We start from the raw sequence: 19,421 nt of genomic DNA, 5'->3' as shown, positions 1-19,421 counted from the left end.
CGGTCAGGAGTTGGCGACGATGTTGTATTTCAATCATGCCGGTCTCAGCCCGGCAGGGCCGGAAGTTCTCCGTGCGATGAATACCGCAGCCGACAGCTTCGGCACGATGTTGTATTCCGAGTCTGGCATTGCTTGGTACCGTAAGCAAGTCAAAGATTGCGGAAACCGGATCGCAGGACTGTTGCACACCGACCTGGACCAAGATGGACATTCGGTACTCTTGTGTCCGAATGCCACGTCTTCGCTGAGAATCATCCTATCGCTGATCGGACTGCAACCGGGCGATGTCGTCATCACGTCGGACCAGGAACATCTCTCCACGCTGCAAGCCTTGTCCCGTCTGAAGCAGCGTGGGATTGCCGCGCATCATATTGTTCAAGCGGCGACGGAAGAGCAATTCCTCAGTCAGTTGGAGAGTGCCTGCAACACGAAACCGGTCGCGCTGATTCTGCTCAGTCACGTGACCCATTCGGATGGAAGAATCTTTCCTGTCGAACAGGTCTGTCAGATCGCCAGGAAGCGGGCTATCCCGGTCGCAATAGATGGCGCCCAGGCAGTCGGCCACATCCCCGTCCATATCGGAAAGCTTTCGGCTGATTTCTATTACTTTTCCGGTCATAAATGGTGCGCGGGTCCGATGGGGTCCGGCGCGTTGCTCATTGGGGAGCCATTCAAGAAAGGCCGCTCGAACCAGCCCGTCGATCCTTTGAAAGGAGATGATCCGGACACCTCCTCACTCAATCTCGGCACGCAGAACATCGGTCTCATTGCAGGCCTCGGAACCGCCTGCGCGTTGCGACAGCAAACATGGCCCATGGGCCGTCTGGCGGAGCTTCACCGATTATTCAGTGAGAGTCTGAGACGAATCCGTGATGTGGAGATTGTTGGATGGAATGGTGCCCACGCCCCGGGGTTTTTGTCGTTTCGCGTCCAACGAGCAGGGTTCAGCCCGGCCGGCATTGCATCCTATCTATCGCAGCGTTATGAGATCGTCCTGAAGCCGGTTCAATATCGTGACCTCCCGCCACTACTCCGCGTTTCTTGGTCCCTCGCAACCGCTCCTCAAGACATCGTATTTCTCGCGGAGAAACTGGAAGAGGCGCTCGAAAGATCCACCGGTCCCTCCTCAGGATAGAGTGGCCCGTGGGCCGCGACTTCAGCGACCGGCGGCTGCCGCAGTGAAGTACAGAATGCAGGGAAGAACAGCTGGATAACTGCCACACATTCCAAGCCAAACGGCAGATATCCGGCGTACCCCAAGAGCGGCATCTCAAACAGTTGGAAGCGGTGCGTGAAAGGAATGCTGTATTCCCAATGAGCAAGACTCCCGGAGTTCCACATTTCCCAAAACAGCCCGCACATCAGCGACGCCAATGCCGAGATCCACAGCAACCTCCAGTCACCTCGGGCGGTCGGATCGAATACGGTGGCCTGTTTCATTACCAACTGCAGCCCGGTCACCAGTAACAGCGGGGCCACCCATACGAGGGGAAAAAGAAAATCCGGCCATAGGGAAATTCCAATCAGCCCGCCCCCGGCGCCGGTCAGTAATATCCATCCGGCTCGTCTGTCTCGCGCAACAGGCATGCGCCACGCCTGTTCCAATCCTTGGCTTAATCCGGGATAGGTTCTCAACCATTCGGCTGTGCTGATCACGGCCGGCAATACAATCGAAAAGGGAACTGTGGCCAGTACCATATATTCTCCGGCAGTCAATTCACGGCCACCGACGTAATACCAATTCTCCACAAATCGATTGAGGTATTCAAAGGACCACCAAAAGACGGCACTGATCGGAAAAAGAGAGAGAAAGCGAACGGTGTCGCGTTGCATCACACACGAGCCGATCCGGCTGGCCGTGAGCGCATTGATTACCACGATATATCCGAGCCACAGCGGAGTAAAGGTATGGAGTTGCCATTCACCCACCCAGTCCCAACGATGCCATGCCACAATCCAAGCCAGCCCGGTCCACGCGAGCCCTGCCCATCCCCACCAGGGAAAGGTGACCCGAGAAAGCGCACGTTGCCGGGAAGCGGTTGCGAAGCAACCGCTAGCAAGCTGCGATTGGACGACACGAGAGACAAAGGGAGCAACGGCAGCGACGACGCAAGCGGCCAATCCAATGAACACCGGCCATGAAAACGGTTCATGCGTCACCGATCCTGGTCTCGGTGGGAACTCGAGATAAGGTCCCACCGAATGGCCCGCCAGCAGCACACCACACAACGGGAGGACCACGACGGCGGTAAAGCTCAGCAAGGCTATGAACCATCGGCTTGCGGTCATTTCATTCAGTCCATGTGTATGAAATCCGTCTCTTTCTTGTCTTTCGAATCCATCGAAATCATTTTTGGAACCAGCGCCGCTGGAATCGGTGCATCAGAAACAGACATCCGAATAAACCACCCGGAATGACCAGACAAGATGTCAATTCCGGACAAGTTGCGCAAGCACGTAAGTTGATGAAATTCTGTACAATGTCCCGCAATGAAACGGGCACATTGTCCGGACACGTCCGCCGCCCGTTGACTGATACTGCGACATGCGGATCCTAACCTACTGAGATTATTTGAAACGTCACAACCCGTCCCGGTCTGCTTTTTTAGGCGCATCCTTTGAACCCTGTGATCTCCACCCTCTACATATCACAGAGGCATTCCATAAGGAGGCCCGTATGGTCAAATCATCTATTCTTACAGTCGTTTTTCTGTTCGTCCTGAGTTCCACGGGCTTAATCGTTTCACCCGAACCGGCTGCCGGATCGACCACGTTTACGAAAGTCTCGGTACAAGCGGTGGATCCCAGCGCACGCAGCTTGACGTTCCGGACGACGACCGGTCAGACATGGACATTGATCGCGGCCTCGCCGGATCTCTTGAATGGTTTAAATACCGGCGATATATGCAGTTTGGAAATTGATTCGGAAGACCGGGTCACCAAAATCGTGAAAGCCGGCAGCCAGTAAGTGAGTTGTTTGGCGCTTGCGTATGGTATCGAGCCTGGCCTAGGCTGGGGCATACCACCCACAATCATGAGGATGCTATGAAAACTGTACTCGCAATGACCTTTGCGGCTGCTCTCTTGGTCAGCCAGGTTATCGGTGGAACGGTGAACGCCCAATCCGCATCGGAGCCGATCACGGAAGGATCGAATGTCACGTTGGAAATGACCATTACGGTACCGGATGAACATCTCGTGATCCCCAACCATAAAAGTCAGTACACACATGGATCGCGACAACTAATTCCCGGCTTGGAAGATGCGCTGGTCGGCATGCGGGCCGGCGAAAAGAAGCATGTTGAACTGGACGCGAACCGGGCATTCGGTCCGTATGATGCTACGAAGAAGGTATCTGTCCAGCGCAATCAGCTGCCGGAAAAAATTCAGGTAGGTGACATCACTACGACGGCCGAAGGACAGCCGTTCACCGTCGTATCCTTGTCTGATAATCAGGCCGTGATCGACTTTAATCATCCCCTGGCCGGCAAACATATTGTGCTGGACGTGCACGTACTCAGCGTAAGACCGAAAGCATAAGCCCGGCGGCGCGATTCAGCAATTCAGACGGCGCGATTCAGCAATTCAGACGGCGCGATTCAGCGGTTCAATGGAGAAGCGAAACGTGTGACGTCCTTTCGAGTGGATGGGTGTGTGGAAGACAGCCAGTGCGCCCGGATGCGTCATCCTATCCCGTCCGGCGTGGCCGGTGACGCGCAACCTGGTCCTCGAGCAGGGCGCGTAGCGCTCGCGCATTCTTCACCGCGTAGCCCATCGCGTCGTTGTTGAAATAGACAAACACGTCAAGGCCTTCGCGCCGGTACCGTCTGATCCGAGTCGCCTCCTCGGCAAGCTCAGCATCGCTATAATCCGATGCAAACATACGGCTGCGTCCGTGATAGCGGATGTAGGTAAAATCCGCCGTGATGACATCCCGCCTGGCATATTTTGATCCATCTGCAATACAGAGTGCCGCGCCTTGTTGATTCAGCAGGCGGTACGTCTCGTCCGTGAACCAGGAATCATGCCGGAATTCACAGACCAATCGAAGGGGACCCGTTTGCGCAGCAGGTTCCTGCGCCGTTTCCAAAAAGCGGCCTAGGCGGGCGTGATCGGCCCGAAACGACGGCGGAAATTGGAAGAGAATCGGGCCGAGATGCGTTCCGAGGGTTGAGGCATTTTGCACGAACGTTTGCCAGGCCGCCTGTGCCTCATGGAGCCGTTTGATGTGCGTGATAAAACGGCTCGCCTTGACCGCAAACAGAAATTCATCGGGTACCAAAACCCTCCATCGTTCATACGTCGAAATTTTTGGAAGATGGTAAAAGGAGTAATTGACTTCAGTCGTCGGAAACTCGGCGGCGTAAAACTCGAGATACTTCCGGCTGGGCATATCCTTCGGATAAAAGGGACCTTTCCAGCTCGCATAAGTCCAGCCCGATGTGCCGATCAATAGCTTTGCCATAGACTGCGCCGGTACTGATCATCCGAATCGGCTTTCTCTCATGCACAGTCCGCGCCTGACGCGAAGAGTCGCAGCTATAACCTTCCTTCATCTACTTCAATGACATCCGCCCATGTCGTCACGCGAGGCAGATTATCCGGTTGCACTCCGCGGTTCTTGGCAATTTCGTCGAGTCGTCCCTGAAATCGCCGTCGGGCAGCTTCGTCGTTGGGACTCCTCGCCAAGAGAGCTTCCGACCATTCTCTGATCTCCAGCTCGGTCACCTGACGCCCATGATGCCGTATCCACTCCAATAGTTTCTCATCCGTCTCGCCGGCCAGCACTCGCCGCTCGAACACCTGCGGGTCGATCTGCAAAAAGTCGATCAGATACTTATCGAATCCCACCGTGATGTAGTTGTAATCCTGAATCAGCCCGGCATGCCGCATGCGAATCTTGTCGATGAACCGGGCGAGATGCGCGATCCCGCCGAGCAGGATCTTGGGGCTGCGGGGATATTGGTGTTTGGTCATGGCTGGTTCTTTATGCGGCTATCACGCATTTCATTAAGATACCCTGCCATGCAGTCTTGCCTTTAAGGCGGCGAATGCCCTGCTGCTTGTTCAGCTTAATGAGTAGACGAAGCCATTCTTCAACCACACGCTCGATGGCAAGGCCCGTGGTGCTCACGACTTCCTTCACAAGCTCATCATTAATGACCACGCGCACGCGCTTGGCTCCTGAAACGCTAGTGGTACCGCGAAATCTTATGCATAGGCCATCATGGGAATCAAGGCAGAAACCGTGATTGGTCGGCTGACGAACGGCGGGCAGCTTCGGTATCGCCATAATGCGATGGGCTGGCACTGCCACTGATTCTGGTACTTTTCCTCGCACGCGACTATGAGGCTGCACCGAAGCGGCGCAAAGCCGTCGCGCGCTCGCTGTTCTGTGCCGTTCCACCCACCATAACACTCTGTCGACAACCTCCGTGCCCATCCGTTCCAGCCTCGTACTTAGACGTGGTAAGAGTGCGGCGCGAATCGCGCGGAGGCAAGGGCGGCACTTCTTTACTCGCGCAGGCCGCTGTCGTGCGGCGTGCGACCTTCACCGGAGGAACGGGGACCCACCGAGGCTTGCCGAGGAGGAAAGCTGGAACTGACTGAACCACTGCGATCACATGATCGCAGCTACAGGAATTCCAGAAGGGTCCGCGACGCGAAGAATAATGAGCGTCACGCTTGCGGACGCCGGCGAGTCGGTGAGTCGGCAGGATATTCCGCTCAGCTAAGCCCGGAAGGGTCGTTCTGAGAGGTGAGGAACAGCGCACGCGTGACAGCGGCCGTCAGCTTATGTGCAGTCGGGCCGCACCGCTGAGCAGTCACGACTTACCATCCATCAAGTTATGGCGAACCGGAGTGCCCGCCCGGTCGTCGGCCGAGCATGTCAGGATAGGAGCTGATGGAGAGATTACGAACCCGACTTCTTCGCCGACTTGCCCGCGCGGAGATACTTATCGACGCCGGCCGCCATCTTTCGCCCTTCGGCGATGGCCCAGACGATCAAGGACGCGCCGCGCTTCGTGTCGCCGCCGGCAAACACTCCATCGAGATTCGTCATGAAATTCTCATCCACGGAGACGGCGCCCCGCGCGTCGTACTTGACGCCCAGACTGTCGAGCAAGCCGTTTTTTACCGGGCCGGTGAACCCCATCGCCAACAACACCAGATCAGCGTCCATATCGAAGTCGCTGTTCGGGACCGGGATGAACTTGCCTTGCTCGAACGTAACCAGATGACCGTGCAGTTTCGTGACATGGCCGTTGTGGCCGGTAAACTTCGTCGTGGAGATGCTCCATTGCCGGTTACAGCCTTCTTCGTGCGCATGCGAGGTGCGCAACTGCATCGGCCAGAGCGGCCATGGGGTAGAAGAGGCCCGCTGAGACGGCGGTTCCGGAAGCAGTTCGAACTGATGGACTTCGGTGCAGCCCTGGCGATGAGTGGTTCCAAGGCAATCGGATCCTGTATCGCCGCCGCCGATAATAATGACGCGCTTGCCCTTGGCCGTGATCGGTTCATCGGTCAATGGGATGCCCGCGTTGCGCTTGTTTTGTTGAGTCAGATAATCCATAGCGAAATGGACACCCTTCAGTTCGCGGCCCGGTACCGGCAGATCTCTCGGCTGTTCGGCGCCCATGGTCAAACCGATCGCGTCGAACTGATTCCGCAACTGTTCCACCGTGATATCTTTCCCAACCAGCACGCCGGTCCTGAACTGCACTCCCTCCGCCTTCATTTGTTCGAGCCGCCGGTCGATGACCCATTTCTCCATCTTGAAATCGGGAATGCCATACCGCAACAGGCCACCGATGCGATCGGCTTTCTCAAACAACGTCACCGTGTGCCCGGCGCGGGCCAACTGCTGCGCCGCCGCCAAGCCGGCCGGACCAGAGCCGATGATTGCCACCGTCTTCCCGGTTCTCACCACGGGCAGGATCGGGTCTACCAGGCCTTCGTTGAAGCCGCGGTCAATAATATTCCATTCGATCACGCGGATAGACACGGGGTCGCTATTGATGCCGAGCACGCAGGCTGATTCGCAGGGGGCCGGACAGAGGCGGCCGGTGAATTCAGGAAAATTATTTGTCGTATGCAACGCTTTCAGCGCATCCCGCCAGCGACCGCGATAGACCAGATCGTTCCACTCCGGGATCAGGTTCACAACCGGACAGCCGTTCGTACTCTGGCAAAACGGCACCCCGCAATCCATGCAGCGGGCCCCTTGCGCTTGAAGCTTCTCTTCGGCGATCGGCTCGTACATTTCCTTCCAGTCGAGCACCCGTAGCTCCACCGGCCGGCGTTTCGGCCCCTCGCGGGGATATTTCAAAAATCCTTTGATGTCACCCATGATTTAATCGTCGCTCGTATTTCGAATCTGGTGAAGCGTCGTTCGTTACTCGTCGTCCGTATCTCGTATCTTCCCTGCAAAAGTACGATTGGTGATTTGGCGATCTGTACTTCATTGCGCGCTAGCCCTTCGCGCTCTTGGCCGCCGCGGCCGCCTTCCGTTCGGCGAGCACGCGCTTATAATCGACCGGCATGACCTTCACGAATTTCTGCAGCATCGCTTCCCACCCATCCAACACTTCCTTGGCCTTCCGGCTTCCCGTGTACATGAAGTGTTTGGTGATCATGTCATGCAGCAATTGCTTGTCTTCCGTGGTCGTGACCTTTTCGAGTTCGACCATTCCGAGGTTGCAGCGGGATTCGAATTTCCCCAACTCGTTCAACACGAAGGCCACGCCGCCCGACATTCCGGCCGCAAAGTTCCGCCCGGTGCGACCCAAGACGACCACGACGCCGCCGGTCATATATTCGCAGCCGTGATCCCCGGTACCTTCGATGACTGCGCGCGCGCCGCTGTTCCGCACAGCAAACCGCTCACCCGCCATCCCATAGAAATAGGCTTCGCCTTGTGTCGCCCCATACAGAGAGGTATTGCCGATGAGAATTGTCTCTTCGGGAACAAAAAGCGAGGCTTTCGGAGGAAACACCACGATCTTTCCGCCCGACAACCCCTTCCCGAGATAATCGTTGGATTCCCCTTCGAGCATCAACGTGATCCCGCGCGACAGAAATGCACCGAAGGATTGGCCGGCAGACCCGGTGAACTTGATCGTGATGGTGTCCGGCGGCAATCCCTCTAACCCGTACTTCTTTGCAATCGTGCTGGACAGCATCGTGCCGACGGTTCGGTTGACGTTCTTAATGGATAAATCGAGCGTCACTTTCTTGCCCTTATCGATAGCCGGGCGGCAGAGTTCCATTAATTGGTTGTCGAGAATACAGGCCAGTCCATGATCTTGCTTCTGCACGCAATAGCGCGCCACTTCCGGCCCCACATCCGGCGCTGTCAGCAGCGGCGTGAGATCGAGCCCTTTTGCTTTCCAGTGATCAATGGCCTTTTGCGCCTTCAGTTTATCCACCCGGCCGATCATCTCATTGATCGTGCGGAAACCCAGCTTGGCCATCAGTTGCCGCGCTTCTTCCGCCACGAAATAGAAGTAATTGACGATATGATCCGGCTGCCCGGCAAACCGCTTGCGAAGGACCGGATCCTGGGTGGCGATGCCGACCGGGCACGTATTCAAATGGCACTTCCGCATCATGATGCAGCCTTCGACGATCAACGGCGCCGTGGCAAATCCATATTCTTCCGCGCCGAGGAGCGCCGCGATCACCACATCTCGGCCCGTTTTCAACTGACCGTCGGTCTCGACCCTGATACGGCCGCGCAAATCATTGAGCACGAGCGTCTGATGCGTTTCGGCGAGGCCCAACTCCCACGGAATGCCGGCATATTTAATGGAGGCCAGCGGCGAGGCGCCGGTCCCGCCGGAATCTCCGCTGATGAGCACCTTATCGGCATGGGCCTTCGCCACTCCGGCCGCCACGGTTCCCACTCCGACTTCGGCCACCAGTTTGACTGAGACATCGGCATCCGGATTGGAATTCTTCAAATCGAAGATCAATTGAGCCAGATCTTCGATCGAGTAGATATCATGGTGGGGCGGCGGTGAAATTAGTTGGACACCCGGTGTCGCATACCGCAACCTCGCGATGTTTTCATCGACCTTATGCCCCGGCAGCTGCCCGCCTTCGCCTGGCTTGGCACCTTGCGCCATTTTGATCTGAAGCTCACGCGCATTGACCAGATAGTGCGCCGTGACGCCGAACCGAGCCGACGCCACCTGTTTGATGTAGGAATTTCGCGAATCGCCGTTGGGTGCCGGGATAAACCGCTCCGGATCTTCGCCACCTTCACCCGTATTGCTCTTCCCGCCGATTCGATTCATCGCGATGGCAAGCGTCTCATGCGCTTCCTTGCTGATTGATCCGAACGACATCGCGCCGGTATTGAACCGTTTCATAATGGCTGACACCGGCTCCACTTCCTCGATGGGAACCGGTTCCGCCGCAAACTTGAATTCAAGCAGGCCGCGGAGGTTCGACCGGCGCTTGCTCTCGTCGTTCACCAGTGCGGCGAACTCCGCATAGGTCTGGGGGTCGTTAGCCTGGGTCGAATGCTGGAGCTTATAAATGGTCTCGGGGCTCCAGTTATGGTGTTCGCCCTGCACGCGGTAATGAATCTCGCCGCCGAAATCCAATTGCCGAATCGGCGCCGGCTCATAGGCGATGCGATGCCGCCGCAGGCTTTCTTCGCCGATTTCGCGAATCCCGATCCCCTCGATTCTGGACGGCGTTCCGGTGAAATACCGGTCGACCAGTTCGCGGTTGAGCCCGATCGCTTCAAAGATTTGCGCGCCACAGTACGACTGCACGGTGGAGATGCCCATCTTCGAGAAGATTTTGAGCAGGCCCTTATTAATGGCCTTGATGAACTTGCCTTCGGCCGTCTGGGCATCCAAGCCTTCCGGGAGAAATCCGTCCCGTTCGAGGTCCACGAGCGTTTCAAAAATCAGGTAGGGATTCACGGTGCCCGCCCCATAGCCGAGCAGACAGGCGAATTGATGCACATCGCGCGGCTCCCCGGTTTCCAGGATCAGCCCGACCTCGGTCCTCGTACATTCCCGGACCAGATGATGATGCACGGCCGAAATGCCGAGCAGGCTCGGAATCGGCGCCCATTCCTCGTTCACGCCCCGGTCGCTCAGAATCAGGAAAGTATAGCCTTCCTTGATGGCCAAGGAGGCCTGCTTGCACAGATCATCGACCGCCGCGCCCAGCCCCTCCGGTCCCTCCGCCACGCGAAACAGCATGCGGAGTGTCTTGCTCCTGAAATGCGGGTCCGCGATCTCGCGGATTTTCTGCAAATCGGCATTGGTCAGAATCGGCTGCTGCACCTTGATGCGACGGCAGGATTCCGGCGATTCGTCCATCAAATTGGGCTTGGGTCCGATGTTCGTCACCAGGGACATGACCAATTGCTCCCGGATCGGATCGATCGGTGGATTCGTCACCTGCGCAAAGAGCTGCTTGAAGTATTTGAACAACAACTGCGGCCGTTCGGAAAGGACCGCGAGCGGCGTATCCGTGCCCATCGAAGACACCGCCTCCTCGCCCGCCACCACCATAGGCGTGATGACCATCTTCAGCTCTTCGACCGTGTAGCCGAACGCCTGCTGGCGCTGGCGAATGGTCGGATGGTCCGGCTGCGGCACATTCAGCGGCTCGGGCAATTCGTCCAACGAGATCCCGTATTGCGTCACCCAGCTGCGATAGGGCTTGCGGCCCACGATATCGGCTTTGATCTCTTCATCGTCGATGATCCGCCCTTGCACCGTATCGACCAGGAACATCCGGCCCGGCATCAGCCGACCCTTTAAACGCACATCTTTCGGTTCGGCGGGCAGTACGCCGGCTTCGGAGGCCAGTACGACCACGTCGTCGGTCGTCACTTGATAACGGCACGGCCGCAATCCGTTCCGATCCAACGTGGCACCGATCAGCTTGCCGTCCGTGAAACAGACCGCCGCCGGACCGTCCCACGGTTCCATCATGGCCGCGTGATATTGATAGAAGCCGCGCCGATCCAGGTCCATCTGTGGATTGGCCACCCAGGGCTCCGGGATCAGCATCATCATCGCGTGGGGCAGCGAGCGGCCGCCCATGACAAGGAATTCCAGCGCGTTATCTAAACAGGCGGAATCACTCTGGTCTTCCGAGACAATTGGAAACAATTTATCCATGTCCGCGCCGATGAGATCAGAATTGAGGCGGCCCTGGCGAGCCCGCATCCAATTCACGTTGCCCTTTAAGGTATTGATCTCGCCGTTGTGGCAGACATAGCGATAGGGATGGGCCAGAGGCCAGGTGGGAAACGTATTCGTGCTGAAGCGGGAATGGACGAGCCCCAGGGCACTCGTGACGCTCGCATCGTTCAGATCCTGGTAATACGCCGCCATTTGATCGGGCAGCAGGAGCCCCTTATAGACGATCGTGCTGCTCGATAAGCTGGGAATGTAGAAGTACTCGCGGCCTTCGATGGCTGATTCCCGCACGGCTTTCTCAATTCGCTTGCGGATGATATACAGTTTGCGCTCGAATTGCTCCTCATTGAAGATGCCTCGTGCAATGAAGACTTGCCGCATAAAGGGCTCGGTCTTGTGCGCCTGCCTGCCGATCGCATCACTCTTGACCGGCACGTCTCGCCACCCGATCAGCTTCGCCCCTTCCTCCTTCACGATGCCGCTGATCAATGTCTCGCACTGCTTGCGCGCGTCGGCATCCGGCGGCATGAACAACATGCCGACGCCGTATTCGCCGGCGTTGGGCAATTTGAGACCAAGATCTTTAGCGGCCCGCTTGAAAAACTCATGCGGCACCTGGAGCAGAATGCCGGATCCGTCGCCGGTGCAGGGGTCGCATCCTTGCGCGCCGCGGTGCGACAGGTTCTCCAGAACCCGAAGGGCGTTTTGAACGATGCCGTGGGAGCGTTGGCCCTTGATATTGACCACGAATCCGATTCCGCAGGCGTCTTTTTCAAACCGCGGATCGTAGAGTCCTTGCTGTGCGGGAAATCCGGGTACGTTCATGATGTGCCACTCGCGAAAGGCAGGTTAGTCGGTTACAGGATGAACCTTATTATCGAGGACGCGGGCCGCTTGGAAGCACCGTCGCTCTGAATATTGCCGGAGTAGATTGAATGAAGGCTCACCTTACTGGATGCGCCGTGAAACTGTCAAGATTCGGCGTCGCTATGCCCTCGTTTTACTTGACTTACTAGCGCACCCTGCCCTACTATCCGCCGCATGCCGAACGGACCGAGCACCCTCACGCTGCACACGATGGCCGACGTGTGGGAGGCTTATCGCGATGAGCTGTTGGGCGTTGAAGAACAGATCCGGAAAAATTTGGATTCCAGCGTTGCGCTGGTCAATACCGTCGCCGCCCACATTCTGAGCAGCGGCGGGAAACGTATCCGCCCGCTCTTCGTACTGCTCTGCGCCAGACTCTGCGGCTATCCCGGCCACGATCACCTGTTGCTCGGCAGCTTGGTCGAGTTCATCCATACCGCGACATTGTTACACGACGATGTCGTGGACGATGCGGATGTCCGGCGCGGCCGCCGGGCCGCGAGAAAAGTATGGGGCAACCAGATCAGCATCCTGGTCGGCGACTATCTCTATTCCCGGGCCATCTGTCAGATCGTCGATTTTCGCAACCAATCGATCAACGAAGCGATGGCCGAAGCCTGCCGGAAAATGGCGGAAGGAGAGGTGTTGCAGCTTTACTACAACGGCAACCCGCTGATGCCGGAACCCGAGTACTTGCGGATCATTGAACACAAGACGGCGGGCCTGATCGCAGCCGCGTGCAAGATCGGATCGATCATCGGTGGCGCCACCGACGATCAGCAGGATGCTCTCTTTCGATTCGGCCAACATCTGGGTATCGCATTTCAACTGGCTGACGATACCCTCGATTATGCGGCCAACGGCGATCAATTCGGGAAAGCGTTGGGCCAAGACCTTCGCCAAGGCAAGGCGACCTTGCCCTTGTTGCACCTCCTTCAGCACTGTCCCGAGCAGGACCGGCAGATGATCAAGGATCGGATGGAGACCCGGACATTGAGCGAAGAGGATCTTCGCCGCATTCTGATGCTGATGCAGGAGTATGGCTCTATCGCCTATTCGATGGATCGGGCGCAGGCCTTTGTTGCAGCGGCCAAACGGGATCTCGACTCGTTCGAGGATGGCAATCACAAGCGGGCACTCACAATCGCCGCCGACTATATGGTGACGCGCGATCGGTAACTTCAGGCTGCTGCGTTACGGCCCGCCATTCCGCATTTAATCAGCCCAATGCCTGCTCCATATACGCATCCGCCATCGCCGCTGTTTGACATCCGACGTTTGTCCATCAACCTTCTTGTCATCGAGGACTGTCCATGGCCCAAGTAATTCCGTTTCGTGGCACGCTCTATGATCCGTCCGCCGTCGGCGATGTCCGACGGGTCGTGGCGCCTCCGTACGATATTATCGACGCCGCGATGCAGCAGTCACTGCACGAACGCCATCCCCAGAACATCGTCCGTTTGGAACTGGGCTACGACCGGCCGGATGACGGCCCCGCCTCGAACAAGTATCAGCGGGCCGCGGCGTCGCTGAAAGAGTGGCTGCGTACGGGAGTGTTGCGCCGGGACACGGAGCCGGCGCTCTATTACCATACGATCGACTATGTCCCGCCTTATGCATCGCCCGGCACGGCGAGCCGGCTGCTGAAGGGATTCCTCGCCACGGTCGTATTGGAAGAATTCGGCACGGGTCAGATCTATCCGCATGAAAATACACGCGCCGCTGCGAAGTCCGATCGATTGAATCTCATGCAAGCCTGTGGGGCGAACTTCAGCCCGATCTTCTCGTTATATTCCGATCCCTCGGGCGACATTCTCGCTTCGCTCGAACGAGCCGTGACCGCGGAAAAGCCCCGTATCGATTTTCAGGATGACGCGGGATTTCGCCAGCGCCTCTGGTCGATCACCAATACCTTGGTGCTGCAACAGGCGGCCGAGGCAATGAAAAATAAGCCGCTCTTCATCGCGGATGGGCACCACCGGTACGAGACCGCGCTCAATTATCGGCGGCTGCGACGCGAGCAGGCAGGAGCCGGCGTGCAGGGCACGCTGCAACCGTATGATTCGGTGATGATGTTGTTCGCAAGCCTCGAAGACCCGGGTCTGACCGTACTACCCACCCACCGGGTCCTGACGACCGCCGTTCCCTCGGTGGCCGATATCAAACAGGCGCTGGCCGCCTCGTTCGAGTTCATCGACTTTCCCTTCCAGCAGGCTCAGGAAACCAAGGTTCGGCAGGAATTTCTTGAAGCGCTTCGCACGAAGGGGCAAGCGGGTCATGTATTTGGGCTCGCCGTCCGCCATGACTCCCATTACTATCTGCTCCAGCTCCGACCAACGCATCAACCGGCGGCAACCCAGTCTCCGAGAAATCGGCTCGACGTCTCCATCCTTCAGGAACGGGTGGTCGGCAAACTGTGCCCCACCGCGAAAGAACAGGAAGCCATGCTGTACACCAAGGACGATCACGAAGCCTTGAACTGGGTGCTGGACGGCACGGGGACGGCCGCATTGCTGCTGAACCCGACAAAAGTCAGCGAAGTCCAGGCCGTCGCATCAGCGGGGGAGCGGATGCCGCATAAATCGACCTATTTCTTCCCGAAACCCCTCACGGGCTTGGTGATCAATGTGATGGAGGAGTGAAGGGAAATGAGGAATGAGGAATGAGGAATGAGGAATGAGAAATGAGGAATGAGAAATGAGAAGTTTGGTGAGGGATGAGCAGTTGAGGAACTGCGTTTCCATTGCACATTTCGGATTCCTCACTCGTCATTTCCGGTGACTGGCATGAAGGGCAAGGTTCTCATAGTCGACGACGATCAAGATATCGTCACGATGCTGCAGGACCGTCTCGAAGCCAGCGGCTATCGTGCCGTCACGGCCGGCGACGGCCAGCGCGGTCTTGAACTGGTGGAGCAAGAATCCCCGAATCTCCTGCTGCTGGATCTATATCTTCCCCGCCTCAAAGGCATGGATGTGCTCAAGCGCCTGGCTCAAACCCGCAACATGGATGATCTGCCCGTCATCGTGATGACGGCGGCCGGCACGATCCCAGACGCGGTGGAAGCCATGCGGCAAGGCGCCTATGATTTTCTTTTGAAACCCCTGGACAAGGACCATTTGTTGATGGTGATTCAGAAGGCGCTCGAGCGTGACTCGCTCAAACGCCAAGTCGCCGTGCTGAAATCGGACGTCCAGAACCGGTACGCCACCATTGTAGGGGGCAGCGCCAAGATTCAGGCGATCATCGAATCGGCTCAACGGGCGGCCAAATCCGATGCCGGGGTGCTGTTGTTGGGAGAAAGCGGCACCGGTAAAGAACTATTCGCGCGATCGATCCACCAGTGGAGCCCGCGTCAAAGCATGCCAATGGTGGTGATCAATTGTGTGGCGCTTACGGAAAGCCTGCTGGAAAACGAATTGTTCGGCCACGAGCGTGGCGCGTTCACCGGCGCCGATCGGCTTCAAAAGGGCAAGCTGGAAATGGCCGACGGAGGCACCGTCTTTCTCGATGAGATCGGCGACATGTCGCTGCCGCTTCAAGCAAAGCTGCTGCGGGTCTTGCAGGACCGCGAATTCCACCGGGTGGGAGGCACGAGGCCCGTGTCGGTCAGCATCCGGTTTATTGCCGCCACCAATAAAGATCTCAAGCAGGCCGTCAAGAGCGGCCAGTTTCGTGAAGATCTCTTCTTTCGTCTCAATGTCGTCAGCTTAACCCTTCCGCCGCTGCGCGAGCGTACCGAGGACATTGCGCCGCTCGCGAATTTTTTCCTCGAGCGACACACGCGGGAACAGAAACGCCCGGGGATGTCGCTGAGTCCCGACTCCCTCGACGCGCTCTCTCGATATCCCTGGCCGGGCAATATTCGCGAATTGGAGAATGTCATCGCCCGCACCGTGGTTTTGAGCCCCGGCGATGTCATTGAACCGGATGTGCTGGGTCTTTCACCGGCCGATGCGGCGGTCCAAGCCGGACAACCTGCGAGCCTGCCGTACATCAATCTGCCGTACCATCAGTCGATGGAGGAGCACAGCTCCTATATCATTGATATGGCGCTGGAGAAGGCGGCAGGAAATCAAACGAAGGCGGCGGAACTGCTCGGTCTGCAGCGCACGTATCTTGCCCGGCTGATCAAGCAGCGAAAACCGCCGGGTGAGTATTGAGGATGCTGAAGAAATCGCCTGCTCACCCGCCCGCCCCTGGTGCGCTGAGCCGCACCTTCACCAGGCTTTGCTCTCGCGACGCTCGGAAACTCGATGTACACGGGAAAAGAGCCCGTCTCGGCGGGCTCGGGGCGGGCGGGTAAGAATGGAGTACGCAGCTGCCGGCTCACCGTCTCGCCGGCGTGCACGAGCACGGCGCTCTCTACTCATCGCGCCGTGCACCTTGCTGCGGCCGCGCTGGACGAACTTTGTGAGCATCCTTTAACAGAACGCTTTTCAGGAATGTGGCGGCAGCCTATACCTGGCTAGGTCGTGCACAGGGATTTGCGGGACGCCACGTCCACCAAGCCCGCCGCCGCATCATGTTCCACCTGCGCGTAGCGCTCCGGGGTGCCGACATCGGACCAATAGCCGTCCAAATCATAGCCGACAATCCGCTCCCCTTCCTGCAGACCCCGTACGTAGGCGTCGATAATCGACGATTCCTGACCGTGAGGCACCGAGCGCAGCAATCGAGGATGCAGGATATGGATGCCGGCGAACATGCGCGGCTCGACGGCTCCCTTCGCCGGAAGCCCGCGCCCGGTAATGGTCATGACCTGCCGGTCCGGCCCGATCTCGACCAAGCCCCACCGAGCCGCATCGGGATCTTGCCGCAGCACCAGCGTCGCCGCGGCGTCCCGTTCCCGGTGGAACGCGATGAGGGCGTCGAGGTCTAACTCGAAGAGTGTATCTCCGTTCAGCACGAGAAACGGCTCTCCGTTAAAGAAGGACTCCACCTGCTTGATCCCGCCACCCGTGCCCAGGATGACCGCCTCATGGGAATACTCAATGCGAAGACCGAATCGCGCGCCGTCTCCGAGCGTTTGTTGGATCATGGGGCCGAGATGATGGAGGTTGATGATCACGTCCTGGAAGCGGTGCCGCTTGAGCAGCAGCAGATTCCACACGATCAGCGGCGTGCCGCAGACCGGCAGGAGCGGCTTGGGCATGACATTGGTCAAGGGCCTCAGCCTGGTTCCAAACCCCGCTGCAAGAATCATGGCCTTCATAAATAGTTCTGACTTCTGAGTTGAGAGTTATGAATTAGGGAGCGTTAGAATTGACGGAATGCCCTGATTTCCCCCGGTAACTCAGAACTCACGACTCAAAACTCAGAACTCATTGCAGTTCTGGCACGTACGGCGTGAGATGCCTTTTCAAGAAGGCAAGTTCGGGGTACTTGAGCAGGTTCCGTTTGACATACCCGAGGACGCGCGGAATATCGGCCAGGAACTTGGGATTACCTTTAACCCGGTCGATGTAAACGAACCGGCCGGCCGCCTTGAGATTGCGCTGAATGCTGGTCAAGTCGAACAGCCGGCGGAACGCCGCACGATCACAATCCCGCCCTTCCGCGGCCATGCCGTCCAGAAACCACTCGATCAATCCGTCGATCACCTCTTCGTCCAACTGAATGTAGGCGTCCCGGAGCAGCGAGGCCAGGTCATAGCTCGCCGGCCCCAATAACGCGTCCTGAAAATCGATCACCCCCAGTCGCCGGCCGTCAACCATCAGATTACGCGAATGGTAGTCGCGGTGGACGAACACCTGCGGCGCCTCGGCCAACATGCGCGCGATGCGTTCAAAGGATTCCCGAACCGCCGTCTGATCCTCCGGCTTCATCGGCTGGCCCTGCCGGGCCGCCACCCCGTATTCGAGAAAATGCTCGAATTCCCACATGAGGAGCGGCACGTCGAAACTGCGGTGAAAAGCGATGCAAGCGGGATCGCGCCGCGCCGTCCCCTTGGCCTGGAGCAGAACCAATCCGTCGATGGCCTGGCGATACAACTCTTCAATGCGGGTCCGGCCTGCATGACGGCAGGCTTCGGCCAACGTCAGATCGCCGAAATCCTCGAGATACAGAAGGCCCCGCTCTCGATCGTACCAGTAAAGCGACGGAACGCAGACACCGGTTTTCGCAAGGTGGGACAAGACATTGACGAAGGGCAATTCGTTGATCTGAACGGAAGCCCCGCTCACCGCCTCTTCGGACTGTTTGAAGCCCTCGGGCTCGGCGAGCTGCATCAAAATAACCGACCCAGGACCGCCGCCTTTCAGCTCGATCCGAAAATAGCGGCGATTGGAAGCATCGCCGGCGAGCGGAGTCAGTGAGACCAATTCGGCCGGAAAGGGAAGGCTGCTGCGGACGGACTGTGCGATGCGAATCGGATCAGGCGCGGCGAGCGGCTTTGCGGGCGCTGCGGGATTGGTGGTGGCCATACGGTCCGCATTATAGCGGAAACGTTCCCGATTCAAAGACTTTGCTGCAAAAATGATGGAGCCGGTTCATTCAGGGGGGAACGCTCTGCCTGATCGCGTCGAGATAAACGGGGATCTGCTTGACCGCAATCTGCAAGGCGTCATGCAACTTGCCGGGATCGATTCGTCGTACTCGTGCACGATCCGATTGCGCAGGCCCGCCGCAACCGCCAAGACTCGCGCGAATTCGGCGGGCAGAATCTTGAGCGTGCCAAGCGTCACGAACGACTCATGATAGTCTTTCGGCGGCGGATGACCCAGTTCGGTGATCAGATGATAATTCACATCGATCATCCGGCCGATGGTACGTTCTAGATAGCGCTCCGTCAGCACCTGATGGGTGGGATCATCCAGATATTCGGCCGGGCTCTTTCTGGCGAGATCGGTCAGAGCCGGCAAGTCTTGGAGGATCAAGGTCAGCTTGCGTGTCACCAGCTCGGAATCAATCATTGTCTCGCCGCCAGCCGATCCAGAGTTTGGTTCACGAATCGACGCTCGAGATCGAGGAATCGGCGATGGTCTTGATATCGCTTGAAGGCGTAGAGACGCAGGCGTTGAAAAGTTCGAATCGGTCCGTAGAGGAGCCGGCACCGGTCCAAGATCTGTTTCAGAAACAAGGGATCGGCACGATTGATTATGGCCAGATCCACATCGCGTCCGGGGAAACAGGGCTGCAAGCTTTGCTGTATGTCTCCAAATTGCTCCAGCGACAGATCCGCGTCTTTCAAGAGAATCGCCAGATCCAGGTCGCTTCGAGGATGGACGGGACCGTCCACGGTCGAGCCGAACTGAAGTATCAATTGAATGGCGTAGCGGCGCGCGACTTCCGCAAAGTCGGGCGTATGTGGGTGCGACCGCTCCATGTGAGCTATGTAGCTCTTTGTCCAGGGGGTGTCAAGCATCCCACCATCAATCA

Annotated in this window: 16 protein-coding genes; 6 read left to right on the top strand and 10 right to left on the bottom strand. The window is 57.8% G+C overall.

The window, feature by feature from the left end; genetic code table 11:
* The first annotated feature begins 19 nt into the window (after window positions 1–19).
* Complete coding sequence (locus ACWGXE_RS05525; RefSeq protein WP_447601969.1) at window positions 20–1,135, top strand: aminotransferase class V-fold PLP-dependent enzyme; 1,116 nt, start codon at window positions 20–22, stop codon at window positions 1,133–1,135.
* Here ACWGXE_RS05525 and ACWGXE_RS05520 read toward each other — a convergent pair.
* A complete protein-coding gene (locus tag ACWGXE_RS05520) occupies window positions 1,063–2,289 on the bottom strand; it encodes a hypothetical protein (protein WP_447601967.1) in 1,227 nt (408 codons plus the stop codon). The two genes, ACWGXE_RS05525 and ACWGXE_RS05520, sit on opposite strands and share 73 nt — an antisense overlap.
* 388 nt (window positions 2,290–2,677) lie before the next feature.
* Here ACWGXE_RS05520 and ACWGXE_RS05515 point away from each other — a divergent pair, with 388 nt between their 5' ends.
* Window positions 2,678–2,968: a hypothetical protein gene (locus ACWGXE_RS05515; RefSeq protein WP_447601965.1), complete on the top strand. Its 291-nt coding sequence runs from the start codon at window positions 2,678–2,680 to the stop codon at window positions 2,966–2,968.
* Between the two features lie 77 nt (window positions 2,969–3,045).
* Complete coding sequence (locus ACWGXE_RS05510; protein WP_447601964.1) at window positions 3,046–3,540, top strand: FKBP-type peptidyl-prolyl cis-trans isomerase; 495 nt, start codon at window positions 3,046–3,048, stop codon at window positions 3,538–3,540.
* A 148-nt stretch (window positions 3,541–3,688) separates the two neighbouring features.
* On the opposite strand, the gene ACWGXE_RS05505 is transcribed toward ACWGXE_RS05510, so the two are convergent.
* From ACWGXE_RS05505 to gltB, 5 genes are all read right to left on the bottom strand, one after another.
* Window positions 3,689–4,465, bottom strand: coding sequence for a DUF72 domain-containing protein (locus ACWGXE_RS05505; RefSeq protein ID WP_447601963.1), 777 nt, complete (start codon window positions 4,463–4,465; stop codon window positions 3,689–3,691).
* 74 nt (window positions 4,466–4,539) lie between these two features.
* Complete coding sequence (locus ACWGXE_RS05500; RefSeq protein WP_447601962.1) at window positions 4,540–4,977, bottom strand: DUF5069 domain-containing protein; 438 nt, start codon at window positions 4,975–4,977, stop codon at window positions 4,540–4,542.
* 10 nt (window positions 4,978–4,987) lie between these two features.
* Window positions 4,988–5,173, bottom strand: a complete 186-nt coding sequence (locus tag ACWGXE_RS05495) for a type II toxin-antitoxin system VapB family antitoxin (protein ID WP_447601961.1) — start codon at window positions 5,171–5,173, stop codon at window positions 4,988–4,990.
* A 741-nt stretch (window positions 5,174–5,914) separates the two neighbouring features.
* Window positions 5,915–7,351 carry a glutamate synthase subunit beta gene (locus tag ACWGXE_RS05490; RefSeq protein ID WP_447601960.1) on the bottom strand — a complete coding sequence of 479 codons (1,437 nt, stop codon included), beginning with the start codon at window positions 7,349–7,351 and terminating at the stop codon, window positions 5,915–5,917.
* Window positions 7,352–7,472: 121 nt separating this feature from the next.
* Window positions 7,473–11,999, bottom strand: coding sequence for a glutamate synthase large subunit (gene gltB, locus ACWGXE_RS05485; protein WP_447601959.1), 4,527 nt, complete (start codon window positions 11,997–11,999; stop codon window positions 7,473–7,475).
* A 216-nt stretch (window positions 12,000–12,215) separates the two neighbouring features.
* Here gltB and ACWGXE_RS05480 point away from each other — a divergent pair, with 216 nt between their 5' ends.
* The 3 genes from ACWGXE_RS05480 (at window position 12,216) to ACWGXE_RS05470 (ending at window position 16,204) form a co-directional block, all read left to right on the top strand.
* Window positions 12,216–13,220 carry a polyprenyl synthetase family protein gene (locus ACWGXE_RS05480; protein ID WP_447601958.1) on the top strand — a complete coding sequence of 335 codons (1,005 nt, stop codon included), beginning with the start codon at window positions 12,216–12,218 and terminating at the stop codon, window positions 13,218–13,220.
* Window positions 13,221–13,354: 134 nt separating this feature from the next.
* Window positions 13,355–14,683, top strand: coding sequence for a DUF1015 domain-containing protein (locus tag ACWGXE_RS05475; protein ID WP_447601956.1), 1,329 nt, complete (start codon window positions 13,355–13,357; stop codon window positions 14,681–14,683).
* Window positions 14,684–14,827: 144 nt separating this feature from the next.
* Window positions 14,828–16,204 (top strand): sigma-54-dependent transcriptional regulator, encoded by a 1,377-nt coding sequence (locus tag ACWGXE_RS05470; protein ID WP_447601954.1) that lies wholly within the window; start codon window positions 14,828–14,830, stop codon window positions 16,202–16,204.
* A 305-nt stretch (window positions 16,205–16,509) separates the two neighbouring features.
* Here the strand turns inward: ACWGXE_RS05470 and ACWGXE_RS05465 are convergent, their stop codons facing one another.
* From ACWGXE_RS05465 to mntA, 4 genes are all read right to left on the bottom strand, one after another.
* Window positions 16,510–17,256 (bottom strand): nucleotidyltransferase family protein, encoded by a 747-nt coding sequence (locus ACWGXE_RS05465; RefSeq protein ID WP_447601953.1) that lies wholly within the window; start codon window positions 17,254–17,256, stop codon window positions 16,510–16,512.
* Between the two features lie 109 nt (window positions 17,257–17,365).
* Window positions 17,366–18,466 (bottom strand): aminoglycoside phosphotransferase family protein, encoded by a 1,101-nt coding sequence (locus tag ACWGXE_RS05460; protein ID WP_447601951.1) that lies wholly within the window; start codon window positions 18,464–18,466, stop codon window positions 17,366–17,368.
* 66 nt (window positions 18,467–18,532) lie between these two features.
* Window positions 18,533–18,955 carry a type VII toxin-antitoxin system HepT family RNase toxin gene (gene hepT, locus ACWGXE_RS05455; RefSeq protein ID WP_447601949.1) on the bottom strand — a complete coding sequence of 141 codons (423 nt, stop codon included), beginning with the start codon at window positions 18,953–18,955 and terminating at the stop codon, window positions 18,533–18,535.
* A complete protein-coding gene (gene mntA, locus ACWGXE_RS05450) occupies window positions 18,952–19,368 on the bottom strand; it encodes a type VII toxin-antitoxin system MntA family adenylyltransferase antitoxin (RefSeq protein ID WP_447601948.1) in 417 nt (138 codons plus the stop codon). Before mntA ends, hepT begins: the two co-directional genes overlap by 4 nt.
* Window positions 19,369–19,421: the final 53 nt, after the last annotated feature.

The organism is Nitrospira sp. Nam80, assembly GCF_965152575.1.
This window is presented reverse-complemented; position numbering and strand designations above follow the sequence as displayed.